This is a genomic window from Streptomyces sp. NPDC059895 (assembly GCF_042731035.1).
Classification (GTDB): domain Bacteria; phylum Actinomycetota; class Actinomycetes; order Streptomycetales; family Streptomycetaceae; genus Streptomyces.
On record NZ_JBHWKO010000010.1, the window covers coordinates 72,250 to 90,300 of the forward strand.

Annotated in this window: 2 protein-coding genes; both read left to right on the forward strand. The window is 75.1% G+C overall.

What is annotated here, in order from left to right; all coding sequences use genetic code 11:
- The first annotated feature begins 38 nt into the window (after positions 1-38).
- A complete protein-coding gene (locus ACFV9M_RS14610) occupies positions 39-10,277 on the forward strand; it encodes a neuraminidase-like domain-containing protein (RefSeq protein WP_385065696.1) in 10,239 nt (3,412 codons plus the stop codon).
- Entirely contained in the window at positions 10,274-18,013 is a 7,740-nt protein-coding gene (locus ACFV9M_RS14615) for a SpvB/TcaC N-terminal domain-containing protein (protein ID WP_385065694.1), read from the forward strand. The genes ACFV9M_RS14610 and ACFV9M_RS14615 overlap by 4 nt, the downstream gene beginning before the upstream one ends.
- Positions 18,014-18,051: the final 38 nt, after the last annotated feature.

Sequence of the window (18,051 nt, forward strand, 5' to 3'; positions counted from 1 at the left end):
ACATCTCCCCGGTACCACCCGGGACGCTGGAGGTCCAGATGGCGCTGGTCGTGGTTCGGTTGCACCCGCTCGGAGACCCGGTCTCGGGTTCGGTCTTCTCCTCGACGCTGAAGGGGCTGACGATCCGCGTGGTCGATCTGTCCACGGCGGCGGGCGAGACCCAGATCGGCAGTCCCGCCCGTTACGTGGCTCCGCCGCACCCGGCTCATCCGGAGCTGCCGGACCCGGACACGGGCATCGTCCAGCACTTCCGCCTCACCGGCCCGCCACCGACGGGTGCGTTCAAGCCGCTGGCCGCGGCCACCGCGCTCTTCGAGGTCGCCGCACCGCATCCGCCCACGGGCCGGCCCGAGCATGGCACCCGGGACCTGCGGATCGAGGTGTCACGCGACGGCGGTGTCATCCTCGTCCGCCGCATCTTCATGAACGTCCCGGAGGCCACCGGCGCGATCCCGGCCGACCGCGGTGTGTTCCCCGGCATCGGCCCGACCTCGCTCTACCTCGCCCTGCCCCCGGCAGACGCCCAGATCGACCCGGCCGACGCGTACGTCGAACTCCCCGCCGACGGCAGCCCGCCGGCCTACGACGGACTGCTGAACGCCGTCGCCCGGGTGCTGGGGCACGACCCCGGGGCGCCGCCGTCCCTGACGGGGCTCAGCGTGCCGCAGGCCCGGCACGTGGCCCGCGAGATCATCTGGAACCAGAAGTTCCGGCCGTTGCCCGTGCCCGACACGACCGACCTGGGCAAGCTGTACACCACCCCCGTCGGCACGGCCGACGACGCCGAACGCGGCCGGTTCGAGGCCAGGCTCACGGCGTACTACGCCCAGGGCGACGCGGACGCCGAGCGCCTGACCACGTACGTCTGGGCGCTCACCACGGCGGTCGACGCGGAGGCCCGGACGACGGCGGCCACCGAAGCGGCCCTCACCTTCCCCGTGCTGCCGGGGCAGACCGGCACCGGCGAGCGGTACACGACGGCGCGCACTCTGGTGACGGACCTTCCCGCGGCCGCCCGGTTCACCGTTCCCGCGCGCTACTTCTACGCGCTCGGGGCAGGCCTGCCCGTCACCTACGACGCCGACCAGCGCTACCGGTCCGCCGTCCTGGCGGACGCGGAGCGGCTGCGCGTCATGCTCAAGGCCGCCAAGGACACGGGAGTGATCACCGAGCAGCCGCCGGCCACCCCGCCGCCGGTCCCCGCCGGACAGCCGCCGATCACGGACTCCCCCGCCGTCGGCATCGCCCAGGCCGTGCGCCGGCTGCGGGCCCTCGGGGACACCTCCGGCAAGCCGGCCCGTCTCGCCGCGGCCGGCGACGTCCTGGCACTGGTCACCGGCTGGCTCGCGGTCCCCCAGGCCGACATCGACACCGCGTTCTGGGACACCGTCGTCACGACGCACCCGAGCGGTCACCTCGATCTCGTGCTGACCGCGCTGACACGCGGCTACGTCGTGCGGCCCGGCGACACCCCGCTCCGTGCGAAGATCCGCACCGGGCTGCGGCCCGCGGACGCGCCCGCCCTCTCCCGCATCGAGGCCGCGCGGTGGGAGGCGTTCTTCCGTGACGCCCCGACCTGGCCGGCCGACCTGCCCGACTTCACCCGCCCCGGCTCCCCGGACGAGCGGCTCCAGGCGTTCATCCAGGAAGTGCGCAAGTTCTTCGTCCTCGCCTCGACGGTGCGGCCCGTCCCCGGGAACGCCCCCGACGCGCCCGCGCTGCTGCGCGTGCCCGACGGCGATCCGGTCAACCTCTTCACCGCCGCCTACCACACCCGCGCCCAGGCCGACTTCGTGTTCGGCGGCGGCAACGATCCACAACACGTCCAAGGAGCGCTGACCGACGTCGGGAACGCCCTGTTCACGGCGGACCCGCGCGGGCGGCAGTGGCTCGCGGCCGCGGTCACGACGGTCGACGACCTCATGCGGCTGGCCGCCGCCGTCCCGGCGCCGCTGCGCTTCTCCATCGCCGAGGCCCTCTACGCCCGCGGCTTCACCAGCGCCGCACAGGTGGCCGCCCGCACCCGGCAGGCCCTGCGGGACGCCCTGATCGGCACCGTCGCCGTCGACTTCGCCGACGCCCTCGGCACCGCGGCCGGAGGCCCGGCCCCCGATCCGGACGCGGACGGCGACGGCCGGACACCACTGCCGGTCAACCCCGACGGCTGCCTGGTCGACTGCCGGCCACCCGACCACCTGTCCGCCCTGGGACCCGTCGCCTACCTCAAGGCCCTGCTCGCCCTCCCCCTCACCGCCGACTGCCACCACCCGGACGGAACACGGCACGGCGACGAGGCCCCGGCCACCCTCGGCGACCTCGTCGTGGCCCGCCGAGGTCCCGTCGACCAGTTGCGCGCCACCGCCGCGAACCTCGGCACCGCGATCCCCGTCATCGACCTGGTCGACGAGTCCCTGGAAGCCCTCGCCGACGACCCGGCGGCAGGCAGGGGCACCGTCCACGACACCTCCGCCGACGTGAGCGACGAGGACCTCGCGGCCCGGCCCGAGCACTCCACCCCCGCGGTGCCCCTGCCGGCCGGTGCCTCCTACGCCCCCCTCGCCACCGACGTGAGCCACCCGCTCCTGCCCTACCACCAGCCGCTGGATGTCACGCGCAGCCACCTCGAGGCGCTGGGCACCTCCCGGTACGAGGTCATGCGGGCCTTCCGCCGCGACATCACCGAGTTCGTCATCGACCCGGGCGCCGAACCCCCCGCGTTCCGCCGCACCCTCCGGCGCTACCCGCTGCGCCTGCCCATCGCCCTGGAGTTCCTCGGGATGAGCCCGCAGGAGTACGCCCTGCTCTTCTCCCCGGGTCCGACCACCAGCCCGCGGACGGGGACTCCCGTATGGGAGTACTACGGGTTCGCCCACCAGGTCGAGAACGACCGCTCCTGGACCGACCTCGTCGTCCGGCTGCCGCGCTTCCTCGACGCGACCGGCCTGGACTGGTGCGCCTTCCTCGACCTGTGGCGCAGCGGGATCGTCCCGTTCGGACGCCGAGGCCCCGAGACCCTGGAGGACCACGGCCGCCCGGAGGCGGAGCGGCCCGCGTTCCCCGACTGCGAGCCGTGCCGGCTCGACGACCACGTGCTCGACCTGGCCCACCCCGTCGACGACCTGCGCCGTCTCGCGGTCGTCATCCGGCTGTGGCGGATCCTGCGCCGCGCCGGCACGCCCGCCTTCACGTTCGCCCAACTGGCGGACGTGGCGGCCGTGTTGCCGCTCTTCCGCCCGGACGGCTCCCCGGACCCGGACTTCGTCCGGCAGTTGGCGGCACTGCACCTCCTGCGCCGCCGTTTCGGTCTGCCCCTGAAGCCCCCGACGGCACGGCAGGACGAACCCCCGGGCCGGACACCGCCGGGAACGGCGCGCAGCCCGCTCCTCGCGCTGTGGGCCGGGCCGGACGACCCGCACTGGGACTGGGCCGTCGGCGCGCTGCTGGAGCACACGGGCGGGCACGCCGTGCGCCGATTCGGCTGCCGGCCGCGTCCGGCGCGGTTCCTCGAGATCCTCGCCGGGAACCTCGACCGGCTGTCGGCCCTCGCCGGGTTCGACCCCGCCCATCCCCCGGCGCGCTGGCACGCCCGGCCGACCCACACGCTGCGCTTCGCCGAGGTGCTGGCCAAGCTGTACGCCGGCGACCTCGGCGTGGGCGAGCTGCTGTTCCTGTTCACCGTCCAGGAGCACGCGCAGGGCGACGACCCGTTCAGCCTGCCCTCGCCCAACGAGACCCGCGACGACCCGCTCTCCCTGCCGGACGACGACACGGCCCACTCGCTGTGGCGGCTGCGGGAGCGACTGCTCGCCGTGGACCCGTCCGACGAGGGCGACGAGGCCGCCGCCTGGTCGTGGTCGCGGGTCGACGCCGCCCTGCGCACCGAGTTCGGCTACACCGGCGCGCCCGGCTCCGGCCCGCTGTACCGGCTGGGGGCGCGCTTGTTCCCCGCGCTGCTGGAGGACGACGGCATCGTCGTACCGGTCGAGGACCGGCGGTGGAGCGCGCCGCTGGCCGGTTCGCCGCCCGCGATGTGGAACACCCCGCCCGACGGCCCCTTCCGCCACGCCGTCGACCGGCTCACCGCGACGCTGCCGATGCGGGACGAGGACGTCACCGCGAAGCTGGCCCGCATCCGTCAGCTGCGCCCCGACGAGCAGCACGCGGTGCGGGAGCTGCTCGCGGGACCGCGGTCCGACCTGGCACCGTTCGCGTTCCTCTTCGACGACGCCGAAGCGGCCCTGTGCCGCCTGGTGCGCGAGGAGGACGAACGGAAGCGGTTCGCCTTCTTCGCCCGCTCGGTGCGCCGGGCGGTGGCGCGGGCGGGCGTCGTCGCGGACCACCTCGCGGGGCACGTCGAGGCGGCCACCGGGCAGCGCCGCGACGGCACGGCAGCGCTCGCCAGGACCCTGCTGCCGGCGCTGCGCGGCGACGAGAACGCGGGCCTCGCCCCCTGGGAGAACGACGCGGGGACGGCGCCCGCCGTGACCTGGGACGGTGTGCACGGTGCCGCGCTGGCGGCCCTGCTCTCGGTCACCGGCACGGGGCTGCTGGGTGAGTACCGCCGGGTCACCACCGCCGGCCAGGGCCCGCTCGTCTGGCGGCAGACCACCTCCGCCCTGCGCCTGTTCGGTCCGGGCCGCGACGAGGTCGCCGTGGCCGTGCCCGCCCTGGTGCCCGGCCTCGACGCCACGCTGACGGTGCGGCAGGCCCGGTTCGCCGGGGTCCGCAACGGGTTCGCGCTGAGCGACCCCACCGGCGAACCGCTCGGCGCGGCGGAGGGCTTCGCCGTCCGCTGGACCGGCAGCCTGCTCGTCGAGACGGGCGGCGCGTACACCTTCTTCGCCGGCGCCCCCGGGCAGGACGGCGAGGTCCCGGACGCCGGGGCCGCGCGGGCCCGGCGCTGGCGGGTGCTCCTGCGCCGGGGGCAGCGGGTGTGGGTGGTCCTGGCCCGGCACTGGCCGGGTGAGACGGGCGCACCCGAGTGCGCGGCCGAGCTGGAACTGCGCCGGGGCGCCTACGACGTGGAGATCGAGTTCGTACAGCCGGCCCCGGAGTTCGCCGAGGCCGACGACGTGCGCCCGGCCACGACCGGATTCGAGCTCGCCTACAGCGGCCCGGACTCCGGCGGCCGCCCGATCGCCCTGCCGCGGCACCGGCTCTACCGGCGCACCCAGGACCCGGGCCCCCTGGACCGGAATCTGAAGGACCTCACCGACACGGAGCGGCGCGCCCTGCGGGAGCGGTACACCGGCTCGCTGCGCGATGTGCGGCGCACCTACCAGCGGGCGTTCAAGGCGCTGCTGCTGGCCCACCGGCTCGGCCTCTCCGCCGCCCCGGTGGCGGACGACGGGCAGGGGGAGACCGGCTACCTGCTCACGCACCCGGACCGGTTCTCCGGAGCGGCCTACCGCGGGGAGGGCGGCGCCTACACGGTCCACCTGGCCGGTTTCGACCCCGACCTGCTGCCGGTCGCCGACCCCTATCTGGCGCCGGATCCGGCCGTGGACCAGCGGGTCGCGCCGTCGACCGCCCGGCAGCAGGCACTGACCGACATCTGGGAGCGCCTGTTCGACTACACGGTCACGCGCGCCGAGACTGCGGGCTCACCGGAGCGGCCCTTGTGGCTGCTGTTCCACGAGTCCGCGGAGGGCCACCCCGACCTGCCCGCGGATCTGCTGCGGTATGCCGGCGTGGACCTGCTGCGGACCTCGCTCGTCACGCTCTTCGCCGACGGACCCGCCCTGGTCGGCGACGATCTCGTGGACGAGCGCTGGGCGATCCGCGTCCGGCACGCGGACCTGCTGCTGCGCCGGGTGTCGCGGCGCTTCGTGGTGGCGGACATCCGGGCCGCACGGCCGGATCTGTGGGCCTCCGACGATCCGGCGGCCGGCGGGAACGCCAACCTCACCGCCTTCGTCGCCGACGGCCTCCTGTCCGCCGGGCCGCCGCGCCGGCCTGCCGATCTGCGCGCCCTGGACGACGGGCTGCGCGAACGCGGCCGTGCCGCGCTGCTGGCCTACCTCACCCGCTTCGACCGGGTCACCGGCGTCGGCGGCGTCCCGGTCCGCACGGCGCGGCACCTCAGCGACCTGCTCCTTCAGGACGTCGAGGCCGGCATGTGCGAACGGGTCAGTCGCGTCGACGACGCCATCAGCGCCGTACAGACCCTGGTCAGCCGGGCCCGGCTGGGTCAGGAGCCCGGTTGGGAGCCCACGTCCGGGTTCCTCGCGCTGTGGGACGCGCGGTTCGCCCGCTACCGGCTGTGGGAGGCCTGCGCCCGGCGGCGGTCCTACCGCGAGAACTGGGTCGACCTCGACGAACTCGCGCTCGCCCGGCGCAGTGAGGCGTTCGCCTTCTTCGAGACACAATTGCGCCGGGCCACGCTGACCCGGCCCGAGCCGGGCGGACTCGACGTGTGGGCGCAGCCCCCGGCGCCGGAGCACCCGGGGGTGGCGCTGCTCCAGGTGCGCGACCCGGCCACGCTCCACGAGATCGACCCCGCCGGGCACGGGTTCGACCTGCTCGGGACGGACCGGCGGCACGCGCGTCCGTCGTGGCTGGCCGCGGTGGCGCCGCCGTCCGGCGACAGGACCCACGTACCGCCCGACGGCGGCGGGGGCGACGACCGGGAGCCACCGGGCGGCAGCGGAAACGACGGAGACGACCGTGAGCCGCCCGTCGGCAGCGGAAACGACGGAGACGACCACGAGCCACCCGTCGGCAGCGGAAACGACGGAGACGACCACGAGCCACCCGGCCACGAGCCACCCGTCGGTCCCGCGAACGACGGAGACGACCACGAGCCACCGGACGACGGTCCGGTCGTCCTCGGGACGGTCGTCCTCGGGACGGTCGGGCGCGACGAGGGCGGCGGCGAGGACCGCGACGAGGGCGGCGGCGAGGACGCCGGGCCGCGCTCCCCCGCAGCGGTGGAGCTGCCCTGGTGGATCGAGGCAGCGGTGCGGCTCGGCACCCGCTTCCTGCGGGTCGCCGCCGCCGGGGATCCCACCGTCACGGCCGGGCCCGCGACGACCGGCCCGCTGCCTGCGCTCGCCGCGTCGTCGTGCTGTGCCACCTGCGGCTGCGAGCACGGCCCGCTCGTCGACGAGTACTACTTCTGGCTGGTCGACGCCCGGCTCCACGACCCCGTCGACCAGGACCCGGGCTGGCGCTGGCACGAGCCCGACCAGTTGCCCGGCCTGCTGGCATGGCCGCGGCAGCGTGCCGTGCGGCTCGCCTGGTGCCGCGTGCGCCACGGGGAGTTCGGTCCCGTCCGCCACAGCGGCGAGGCCCTGCGCTGCACGGAGGGGGCGTCGCTCGGCCTCGCCGGGCGGACCGACGACTCCGTCCACCTCGTCGTCACCGGCGGCATCGCGCCGCCGGGGCACGCGGCGCAGCCGCCCGGGTTCCGCTACGACATCGCCGTGGACGACGTCGTCGTACTGCCGCAGGCCGTGGCCGTCCCGCCCGCGCCGCAGCCGCCGGCCGGACCGGTGCATCCCGGCCGGTTGCCCGCCTATCCCTACTTCGTCTTCCACAGTCCCGGGGCACCGCTGGTGCCGGCCTCGCCGCACGCCCCGGCGACGGCCGTGGCGGCGGCGCTGCGCGCGCACTGCCGGCCCGGTGCCGCGCTCGGCTGGTACCGGCTCGCCGCGGACGTCGCCCGCGGCGACGCCTCCTGGCTGCGCTGCGCCGGAGGCGACGAGCGGTCGCCGCACGGCGGATGCTGCACGGACAGCACCCGCGCCTCGGAGGAGGACGTGCGGCGGCGCAGCATCGTCCTCCACCACGCCGAGACGCTGCTGGAGTGGGGGGACGCCCTGCTGCGCTCCGGAGGGGGTGCCGAGGAGCTCGATCAGGCGCGGGTGGTCCTCGACGGGCTCAAGGCGATCCTGGGCCCGCGGCCGCGGCTGGTCCTCGACTCCGATGCCACGCCGCCCGACGAGGCGCCCACGGTCGCCTCGCTGGTACCGCATCCGGCGCCGCCCAACCCGCGGCTGATCGGGCTGTACGACAGCGTCGAGGACCGGCTGTGCCTGATCCGCGCGTGCCTGGACGCGCGGCGCCTGCCGGCCCTGCGGCCGCCGGACGGCCCGTTCTCCGGGAGGGCCGAGCCGGTCGAGCGGATCGGCTGCGACGACGTCTGCGCGCCGGACAGCCCGTACCGCTTCGCCTTCCTGGTGGGCCGCGCCCGTGAGCTCGCCGCGGAGGTGCACGCCCTCGGCGTGGCGTTGCAGGGCGCGTTCGAGCGCGGGGACGCCGAGTTCCTCGCGGCCGTGCGCGCGGACCAGGAGCGCCAGGTGCAGGCCCTGTCGGTGCGGACCCGTCGGGTGCAGTGGCGTGACGCGGACTGGCAGGTGCAGGCGTTGCGGAAGACGAAGCAGATCGCCCTGACCCACCGCCGCTACTACGCCGACCTCGTGGAGCGGGGGCTGGTCCAGGGAGAGAACGACTACCTGTCGCTGACCGAGCAGTCCGTGGGCAGTCACGGCACGGCGATCCCGCTGGAGGCGACGGCACAGGCGCTCGGCTTCATCCCCGACATCTGGCTCGGCGTGGCGGGCATGGGCCCGCTCAACGCCAACCAGCTGCCGCTGGGCACGAAGCTGGCCGGGGTGTTCTCCGCGGCCTCGCGCATCGCCGGGATCTTCGGCACGATCGCGGGGATCACCGCCTCGGAGCGGCTGACCGAGGCCGGCTGGGACCGGCGCGCGGCCGAGTGGCGTCACCAGGTCGAGATCCACGACATCGAGATCGAGCAGATCGAGCGGCAGATCCTGGCGGCCGAGCGCCGCCGGGACGCCGCCCTGCACGAGCTGGACGAGCAGCAACTGCGCTCGGAGCAGGCCCGGATCACCGAGGAGATCGTCCGGGACAAGCTCACGGGCCACGCCCTGTTCCTGTGGCTCCAGCAGGAGACGGCCGCCCTCTACCGGCAAACCTACGAGCTGGCCGCCCGCGCGGCGGTGCAGGCGCGGCGCGCCTTCGCGCTCGAACGTGCCCTGCCCGCACCGGACTTCCTCGCCGACGCCCGCTGGGACCGGCTGCACGAGGGGCTGCTCGCCGGTGAGCGGCTCGGCCTCGCCCTGCGCCGGATGGAGCAGGCCTACCTCGACCTCGACGTCCGCGAGTACGAGCTGACCAAGCACATCTCGCTGCGGCTGCACGCGCCGGTGGAGTTCCTGCGGTTGCAGGCCACCGGCCGCTGCGAGATCGAGCTTCCGGAGTGGCTGTTCGACCGGGACCACCCGGGCCACTACCTGCGCCGGATCAGAAGCGTCGCGCTGACGGTGCCGTGTGTGGCCGGTCCGTACACGGGCGTCCACGCGCGGCTGGCCCTGCTGGCGAGTACCACACGGGTCAGCCCGCTGCTGACGAAGGAGCCGGCGCCGTGCTGCCCGACGCGGCCCGGTGAGCAGGCGGCGTGCGTCGACGACCGTGCGTGCGGTGGACGTCACGGAGGTGCGCCGGGCGAGGGGGGCGACTGCGGCTGCGGCTGCGGGCAGGGGGGTTACGCCCTGCTGCCCGAGGATCCGCGCGCCGTCCGCAGGTATGCCGCCCGGGAGGCGGTGGCCACCTCCACCGGCCAGAGCGACAGCGGCATGTTCGAGGTCCGCTTCCGGGACGAGCGCTACCTGCACTTCGAGTACCAGGGCGCGGTGAGCCGGTGGCTGCTGGAGCTGCCGCAGGAGGACAACCAGTTCGACCTGTCGAGCGTGACCGACGTCGTGCTGCACCTGAACTACACCGCGCGGGAGGGTGGCACGGCGCTGGCAAGGGCGGCGCGACGGGAGGCTCGCGAGCGGCTGCCCGGCGACGGGCTGCGCGTGTTCGACGTGGAGCAGGACCTGCCGCAGGCGTGGTCCGCGTTCCGTCTCGGCGGCGAGGACGAGGAGCGGCGGCTGCCGCTGCGGCTGTCGCGCGCGATGTTCCCGTTCCTGCCGGGCGACCGTGCGCTGCGCATCCGCCGGCTCGAGTTCTTCTTCGAGGCCGGGCGCGCCCGCCCGTCGCTGCACCGCCCGGTGCGGTTCAGGCCGCCCGGGCGCCCCCGGGCCGAGGAGTTCGAGGACGTCGAGTGCGTGGCGTCGCGCGACTGGCCCGACCTGTTCCACGGTGTGCTGCCCGACCTCGGCGCGGAAGGCGGCCCGACACTGGTGCACGGCGCACGGGAGGTCGACCTGGGCACGGTGGCGGTGCCGCCGCGGTTCGGTGAGGTCTCACGGCTGTGGCTGCTGTGCGGCTACGAGGCCGACGACCGCGGCCGGGAGCGGCGATGACCGGCCTGGGCCAGGAGGCGGTCGGGGCCTTCGACGGCGCCGCGCGGGACGACACCGGACAGGGCCCCGCCGGGCCCCGCCCGGATCCGCTGCCCGGGGCGGAACTGCCCTCCGCCGGCGGGGCGGTCCGCGGGATCGGCGAGACGTTCGGCACGGACGCGGTGACGGGCACGGCCTCGTTCGCCGTCCCGGTCCAGCTCACGGCCGGCCGCGACGGCTTCGGCCCCCGGCTGTCGCTCGGCTACGACAGCGGGCAGGGCAACGGGCCGTTCGGGTTCGGCTGGTCGTTGCGGCTGCCGTCCATCACGCGGCGCACCGACAGGGGCCTGCCCCGCTACGACGACGCCCACGAGTCCGACGTCTTCGTCCTGTCCAGCGCCGAGGATCTCGTCCCCACCGGTCAGGACCGGCGGGAGGGCGGCCACCTGGTGCGCGGCTACCGTCCGCGCGTGGAGGCGGACTTCGCACGGATCGAGCGCTGGACGAGCGTCCACGACGCCGGCGATGTGCACTGGCGTTCCTGGTCCGCGGACAACGTCCTGACGGTCTACGGCGTCGACGCCGACTCCCGGATCAGCGACCCGGAGGCGCCGGAGCACATCTTCTCCTGGCTGATCAGCCGGACCCGGGACGACCGCGGGAACGTGATCGCCTACGAGTACGACCGCGGTGACGGCGTACGGGACCGGGCACAGCGCTATCTGCGGTGCGTGTGCTACGGCAACGCCGTCCCGCTCCTGGACGACGCCGGGGAGCGCCCCTCCTCGCTGACCACGGACGGGCTGCGGGAGATGCGGTGGCATTTCTCGCTCGTCCTCGACTACGGCGGCCACGACCGGGAGCGGCCGGGCCCGGAACCGGACCGGCGCTGGTCGCCGCGCCCCGATCCGTTCTCCTCGCGGCGCGGCGGGTTCGAACTGCGCACCGAGCGGCTGTGCCGCCGGCTGCTGATGTTCCACTCCTTCCCCCTCGAACCCGGTGTCGGCGACGACTGCCTCGTCGCCGCGACCGAGCTGACGTACGCGCCGGCTCCGGCGCCCGACGACGCCGTCGGCCCGGTCTACGCGCAGCTGACCGCCGTCACCCACGCCCGGTTCCGGCGCAGGCCGGGGGGCGGGTACCGGCGCAAGGCGTTCCCGCCGGTGGAGATGGCCTACAGCCAGGTGGCCGTCCGGCACGAGGTGGAGGTCGTGGAGCCGCGGGAGCTGGCCCGGCTGCCGCACGGACCGGGCCGGCTGCGCTGGCTGGACCTGCACGGCGAGGGCATCCCCGGTGTCCTGAGCGAGTACCCGGGCGCCTGGTACTACCTGCGCAACCTCAGCGGGCGTACGGCCGGGCGGCCGCGCGTGCACTTCGGCGAGCCGGCGCCGGTGCCGCGGCTGCCGAACCGGACCCTGGCCTCGGGGGCGCGGCTGCTCGACCTCAGCGGGGACGGCCGCCTGGACGTCGTGGACCTGACGGGACCGCGGGCGGGGCTGTACGAGCAGGACGAGCAGGGGGGTTGGCGGCCCTTCCGCCCCTTCGACGGCCCGCTCGTCGGCGATCCCCAGGTGGATCTGCGGCTGCTCGACGTCACCGGTGACGGTCTCCTCGACGCCCTGCGGCTGGCCCCCGACGAGCTGGGCTGGCACGAGGGGGCCGGTGCTTCGGGCTTCGGCCGTGAGCACCGGGTGCCGGTCGATCCGGCGCAGTGGCGGGGTACGCGCGTGCGCTTCACCGGCGACGGGGACGGCGCGCTGCTGCTGGCGGACATGACCGGGGACGGGCTGCGGGACCTCGTCTGGATCGGCTGCGCCCAGGTCTGCTACTGGCCGAACCTCGGATACGGCCGGTTCGGCCCGCGGCACCTGCTGGAGAACTGCCCCCGTTTCGACACCGACGACCGCTTCTCCCCCGGCCGCGTGCGCCTGGCCGACATCGACGGGACCGGCACCAGCGACATCGTGTACCTCCACCCCGACGGGCCGCGCCTGTACTTCAACCAGTCCGGCAACGGCCTGAGCCGCGAGGTCCGGCTGCACGGGCTGCCGAGGACCACCGACGTGGACGACTGCGACGTCGTGGACCTGTTCGGGAACGGCACGGCCTGCCTCGTGTGGACCTCTCCCCTGCCGGGAGACGCGGGCCGGGCGGTGCGCTACGTCGACCTGATGGGCGCCAAGCCGCATCTGCTGACCCGGACGACCAACAACCTCGGTGCCGAGACCCGCGTGCACTACCGCTCCTCGACCTCCTTCTACCTCCAGGACGAGGCCGCGGGCCGCCCGTGGCGCATGCGGGCGCCGTTCCCGGTGCAGGTGGTGGAGCGGGTCGAGTCGGTCGACCTGGTGGCCCGGCACCGGCTGACGACGCGCTACGCCTACCACGACCAGTACTTCGATCCCGTGGAGCGGGAGCTGCGCGGGTTCGCGCTCGTCGATCAGTGGGACACGGAGGACGTCGACGCTCCGGGGGCCACGGAGGACGTCGACGCTCCCGAGGGGGGCGGTCGGGAGGACTCCCACCCGGCCATGCCGGTCGCGCCCGTCCACACCCGCAGCTGGTTCCACACCGGCGTCCGGCCGGGCGGCGGCCGGGTGAGCCGTCTGCTGGCGCACGAGTACGACGAGGGGTGCGGCCGCGACGGCCTGCCGGACAGCCGGCTCCCCGAGGGACTCACCCCGCAGGAGGAGCGCGAGGCCTGCCGCGCCCTGAAGGGCAGGCTGCTGCGGCAGGAGGTGTACGGGCTCGACGGGTCGGAACGGCAGTCCGTGCCGTACAGCGTGCTGGAGCACAACTTCACCGTGCGGCTGCTCCAGCCGGCGGGCCGCAACCGGCACGCGGTGTTCCTCACCCACCCCCGCGAACAGCTGGCGGTCTGTTACGAACGCGACCGGGACGATCCCCGGGTCACGCACGGGATCACCCTGCGGGTCAACGACTTCGGCCAGGCGCTGGAGGACGTGGCCATCGCCTACGGGCGGCTGCCGGCGGACCCGCGGCTGACGGCACCGGTCGACCGGGAGGCGCAGGCCCGGACCCTGGTGACCGCCACGGTGTACGAGCACACCGAGCCGCTGCTGGACGATCCCGGCCACTACCGGCTGCCGCTGCCCGCGCAGCAGAGCACGATCGAGGTGACGGACGTCGTGGCGCAGGGCGGCGGCCGGTTCCGTATCGAGGACTGGACCGGGCCCGGTGCGCCGGCCGCGCGGCCGCACCGGCTGGTGCGGCGCACCCGCACCCTGTACCGGCCCGACGACCTCGGCGGCGCCGACCCTCTGGCCCTGCTGCCGTTCGGCCGGGCGGGGCGGCGGGCCCTTCCCGGGCTCGGTCTGACCCTGGCGTTCACGTCCGGTGTCCTGGAGGGCGCCCTGACCCGGGACGGGCGGCCGCTGCTCGCGCCCGGGGAACTCGACGCGGTCCTGCGCGAGGGCGGCTATGTGCCCGGCGACGTCCCCGGCGAGTGGTGGGTGCCGTCGGGGCGGACCTTCCTCGGCCCGGCCGGCGCCTTCCCCGGCGAGGAGGCGGAGGAGGAGTTCGCCCACGCCCGGGCGCACTTCTTCCGGCCGCGCCGCTACCGCGATCCCTTCCAGGACGGCGTCACCTGTCCCGACCGCGAGGTGCGCCACGACCGGTACGACCTGCTGCCGGTCGACACGGTGGACAGCCTCGGCAACCGCAGCACGGTCGGTGAGCGCGGGCCGGACGGGAAGCGCGAGGAGTCGGCCGGCGGGGGCGTGGACTACCGGCTGATGAAGCCGGTCCTGGTGACGGACGCGAACGGGAACCGCTCCGCCGTGGCGCTCGACACCCTCGGGCTCGTCGTGGCGACCGCGGCCATGGGCAAGCGGGGCGAGCGGCTCGGGGACTCGCTGGAGGGGTTCGACGACACGTTCGTCGACGCACCGGCCGGGGAGGACGCCGACGACGCCGGGCGGCTGCTGCGCGGCGCGACCCGGCGGCTCTGCTACGACCTTGAGGCCGTGCGCCGTACGGCGTCCGAGCCGGTGGTCCGGCCGCTGTCGGTGCGGACCATCGTGCGCGAGCGTCATCTGAGCGACCTCGCGCCGGGCGAGCTCCCACCCCTTCAGCAGACGTTCGTCTACGTCGACGGGTCCGGGCGTGAGATCCAGGCCAAGAGCCAGAGCGACGAGCCGGGCGGCTGGGTCTGCAGCGGCTGGAAGGTCTACAACAACAAGGCGAACGTCGTCCTGTTCCACGAGCCGTTCTTCACCGGCACCCATCGCTATGAACCCGGCCGGCGCGACGGGGTGTCGACGGTCCGCTGCTACGACGCCGTGCAGCGGCTGGTCGCGACCGTGTTCCCCGACGGGACCTACACCAAGCGGGTGTTCGGCGCCTGGTGGTCGAGCACCTGGGACCGGGCGGACACCGTGCTGGCCGACCCGCGCCAGGATCCCGACATCGCCGTGGCCACCCGGGGCCTGCCCGCACTCCTCCCCCCGCGGTGGCGGCCGTGGTACGCGCGGCGCGTCGACGGCGGGCTCGGCCCGGCGGAGCGGCAGGCCGCCCTGGCCAGCGCGGCCCACGCGGACACCCCCGACGTGGAGTGGTCCGACGCGTTGGGCCGCACCGTGCTCGTCCGGCGGACGGACGGGCGCCAGGCGGTGGAGAGCCGGGTGGTGCGGGCGGTCACCGGCGAGGTGCTCGCCGTGCACGACGCGATGCCCGACGACGATCCGCGCCGGCGTGCCGTCAGCCGCGCCGACCACGACCTGCTCGGCCGGGTCGTACGGCACTGGGCGCTCGACTCGGGCACCCGCTGGCAGCTCGCCGACGTCCTCGACCAGCAGTTGCGCACCTGGGACTCCCGCGGTCACCTCACCCGGACCCGCTATGACGCCGGCCGCCGCCCCGTCGCCCTTCTCGTCACGGGCGCCGACGCCGACCGGCCCGGGACCGAGGTGACCGTGGAGCGTGTCGTGCACGGGGAGAGCCTGGCGGACGCCGAGGAGCGCAACCTGCGCGGGCGTATCCACACGCGCTACGACCAGGCGGGGCTGTCGGTGTGCCACGGCTACGACTTCAAGGGACGTCCGAGTGCGTCCACGCGGCGGGTGGCCGTGGCCTACGACCGCGTCCTGGACTGGGCCGAGGAGCCGGCGCGGCCGCCGGGGGACGACGTCCTGGAGCCCGCGCACCTCGACGCCTCCACCCGCCTGGACGCTCTGAACCGCCCGGTCGTGCTGGCTTCGCCCGCTCTCGGATCACCGGGGAGCGTCACCCGCTACCGCTACGGCCGCTCCGCCCGGCTGACCGCCGTGCAGGTGCGGATCGAGGGCGAGACCGGCCCGGACGGGCAGCCGGTGTGGACGGACGTCGTCACCGCCGTCCACCACAACGCCCGCGGTCAGCGCACCCGGATCGAGCGCGGGAACGGCCTGGTCACCGACTTCACGTACGACCCGCTGACCTTCCGGCTGGTCCGCGCCCGCTCCGGCCTCGGGTCCAGGACCGTGCAGGACCAGCACTACACCTACGACGCCGCGGGCAATCTGGTCCTGGTGGTGGACGACGCCGTGCCCCCGGTCTGCTTCCGCAACCAGCGCGTCACGGGCGAGTCCGCCTACCGCTACGACGCGCTGTACCGGCTGGTCGAGGCGACGGGCCGCGAGCAGCTCGGGCTCGTCGACGCGGGCGCGCCGCGGCTCGGCCACCGGCGGCCCGGGCGGCCGGCCGCCCATCCCGAGGACGGGATCGCGCTCGCCCGGTACGTGGAACGGTACGCCTACGACCTCGCGGGCAACCTGCTGCGCGTCACCCACCGCGGCAACGACCCGCAGCACCCGGGGTGGACCCGGGAGTTCCACTACGCGCCGGGCTCCGGGAACCGGCTCTCGGCCACGAGTCCGTCCGACGACGGCGACGCCCCACGGGAGTCCTTGACCTACGACGCGCACGGGAACACGCTGACCATGCCGCACCTGGCCGGGATGGAGTGGGACCACCGGGACCTGCTCAGGTGCACATGGCGGCAGGTGGCCGACGGGCCCGGCGCCGAGGACGGCGAGCCGCGTTCGCTCGCTGTGGACCGCACGTACTACGTCCATGACGCCACCGGTGCCCGCAGCCGCAAGGCGACGCGGCGTTCGAGCGGCGTGCCGGTGCACGACGAGCTGTTCGTCTCCGGTGCCGAGTTCGTCCGCGAGCACGCCGGCCGCCATGCGGGCCTGGTCCGCACCGGCCTCGCCGTGGGGGACGGGGTCGCGGTGTTCGCCCGGGTCGAGACCCGCAACGACGTGGACGACGGCTCGCCGCGGCGCCTGGTGCGCCACCAGCTCACCGACCATCTCCGCTCGGTGGTGCTGGAGTTCGACGACGAGGGCAGACTGCTGTCGGCGGAGGGCTACTCGCCGTACGGCAACACCGTGTGGCGGGCCGTACGCGGCCGGACGGACGCTCCGCCCCGCCGGGGCTTCCTCGGCAAGCAGCGCGACGACGAGACGGGCTTCTACCACGTCGGTGCCCGCTACTACGCCCCCTGGCTGGGTCGCTGGCTGTCGTGCGACCCGGCCGGCCAGCGCGGCCCGACCAGCCGGTACGCCTACGCCGCCTGCGACCCGGTGAACCGGCTGGACGACAACGGCGCCTGGGACATCAGCTGGAAGGACGTCGCCATCGGTGCGGCGGTCGCCGTCGGGACGGTCGCCGTGGTGGCGGTCGTCGTGGCGAGCGCCGGCACGGCGGCGGCTCCGGTGATCGCGGCCGCCGCCTCGACGTTCGGCGTGAGCGAGTCCGCGCTTCTCACCGGGGCGGCGGTGACCGGCACCCTCTTCGGTGTCGCCGGGACCGTGAACACGGCCAACGAGGTGGCCACGGGCAGGACGGTGACCGGGAGGGTGCTCAGCGACCAGGAGCGCTCCCGCAAGCTGGGCGCGCTGCCGGTGGAGGCGGTGGCGACCGTCCTGGGCATGCGGGGCATCTCCTTGGGAGGCGGTGGCGGAGGCCCGGCGTCGAGCATCGCGGCCGATGTGTCGGTCGGCGCCAACGGGACCGCGGCGCTGGCCCGGCCGCCCCTCGACGTCGGGTTCAGCCTGCCGCGGCTCGTCGCCGACGCCGAGGCCATCGCCCCCGCGCTCATGGCCACCGCTGCTCCCGTGGCCACCGCGATCGCGGGCGGGGGCGGCGGTGGGTCGTCCGGCGAGTCCGGCGGGCAGTCCACCGAGCCGAACCAGTCCGTCAAGCCCCCGCCGGAACCGAACAGCTCGTCGACGACCGACCCGAGTGCCGCCGCGGCCTCCGAAGCCGCGGGGGCCGCCACCGGCGGCAACGGCACGAACGGGGCCACGTCCGGCGGCTCGACGGCGGGCCCGAAGGTCGCCCCGTACAAGCAGATCGGCGGCCACCACATCCACCAGTCGGCCGCCAACTCCAAGGCCGGGGAGATCTCACGCACGGGCAACCCCAACCACGGCGACGCCCTGGCCATCGAGCAGGGCGTAGCGGGCTTCACCGAGGCCGACCACAACCTGGCGTCCGCGCTCCAGCGCAACGCCAACCGTGCGATGTGGGGCAAGGAGATCACCGACAAGCCGATCGGTCCGGTGACACTGACCGCCGGCGGAGAGGGCACGACGCTCGGTTCGCCGTCGCCGTACTTCGAGGACATCAAGGCCTACTTCGCCCTGGTCGCCGCGGGCCGCCCGCCCCAGCAGTCGCTGATCGACGTGCTCCGCTCGCGGGCGCAGATCGACGCGTCCGGGGTCGAGACGGTGCGCGTCCCGACCCGTTGACGGGCCCGGCCTCTCCGCGAGCCGAGCCCGTCGCCGCC

Bases quoted from the DNA above. Each gene is read 5' to 3' on its own strand.
- ACFV9M_RS14610 (WP_385065696.1), top strand. From the start codon at position 39: ATGGCGCTGGTCGTGGTTCGGTTGCACCCGCTCGGAGACCCGGTCTCG.
- ACFV9M_RS14615 (WP_385065694.1), top strand. From the start codon at position 10,274: ATGACCGGCCTGGGCCAGGAGGCGGTCGGGGCCTTCGACGGCGCCGCG.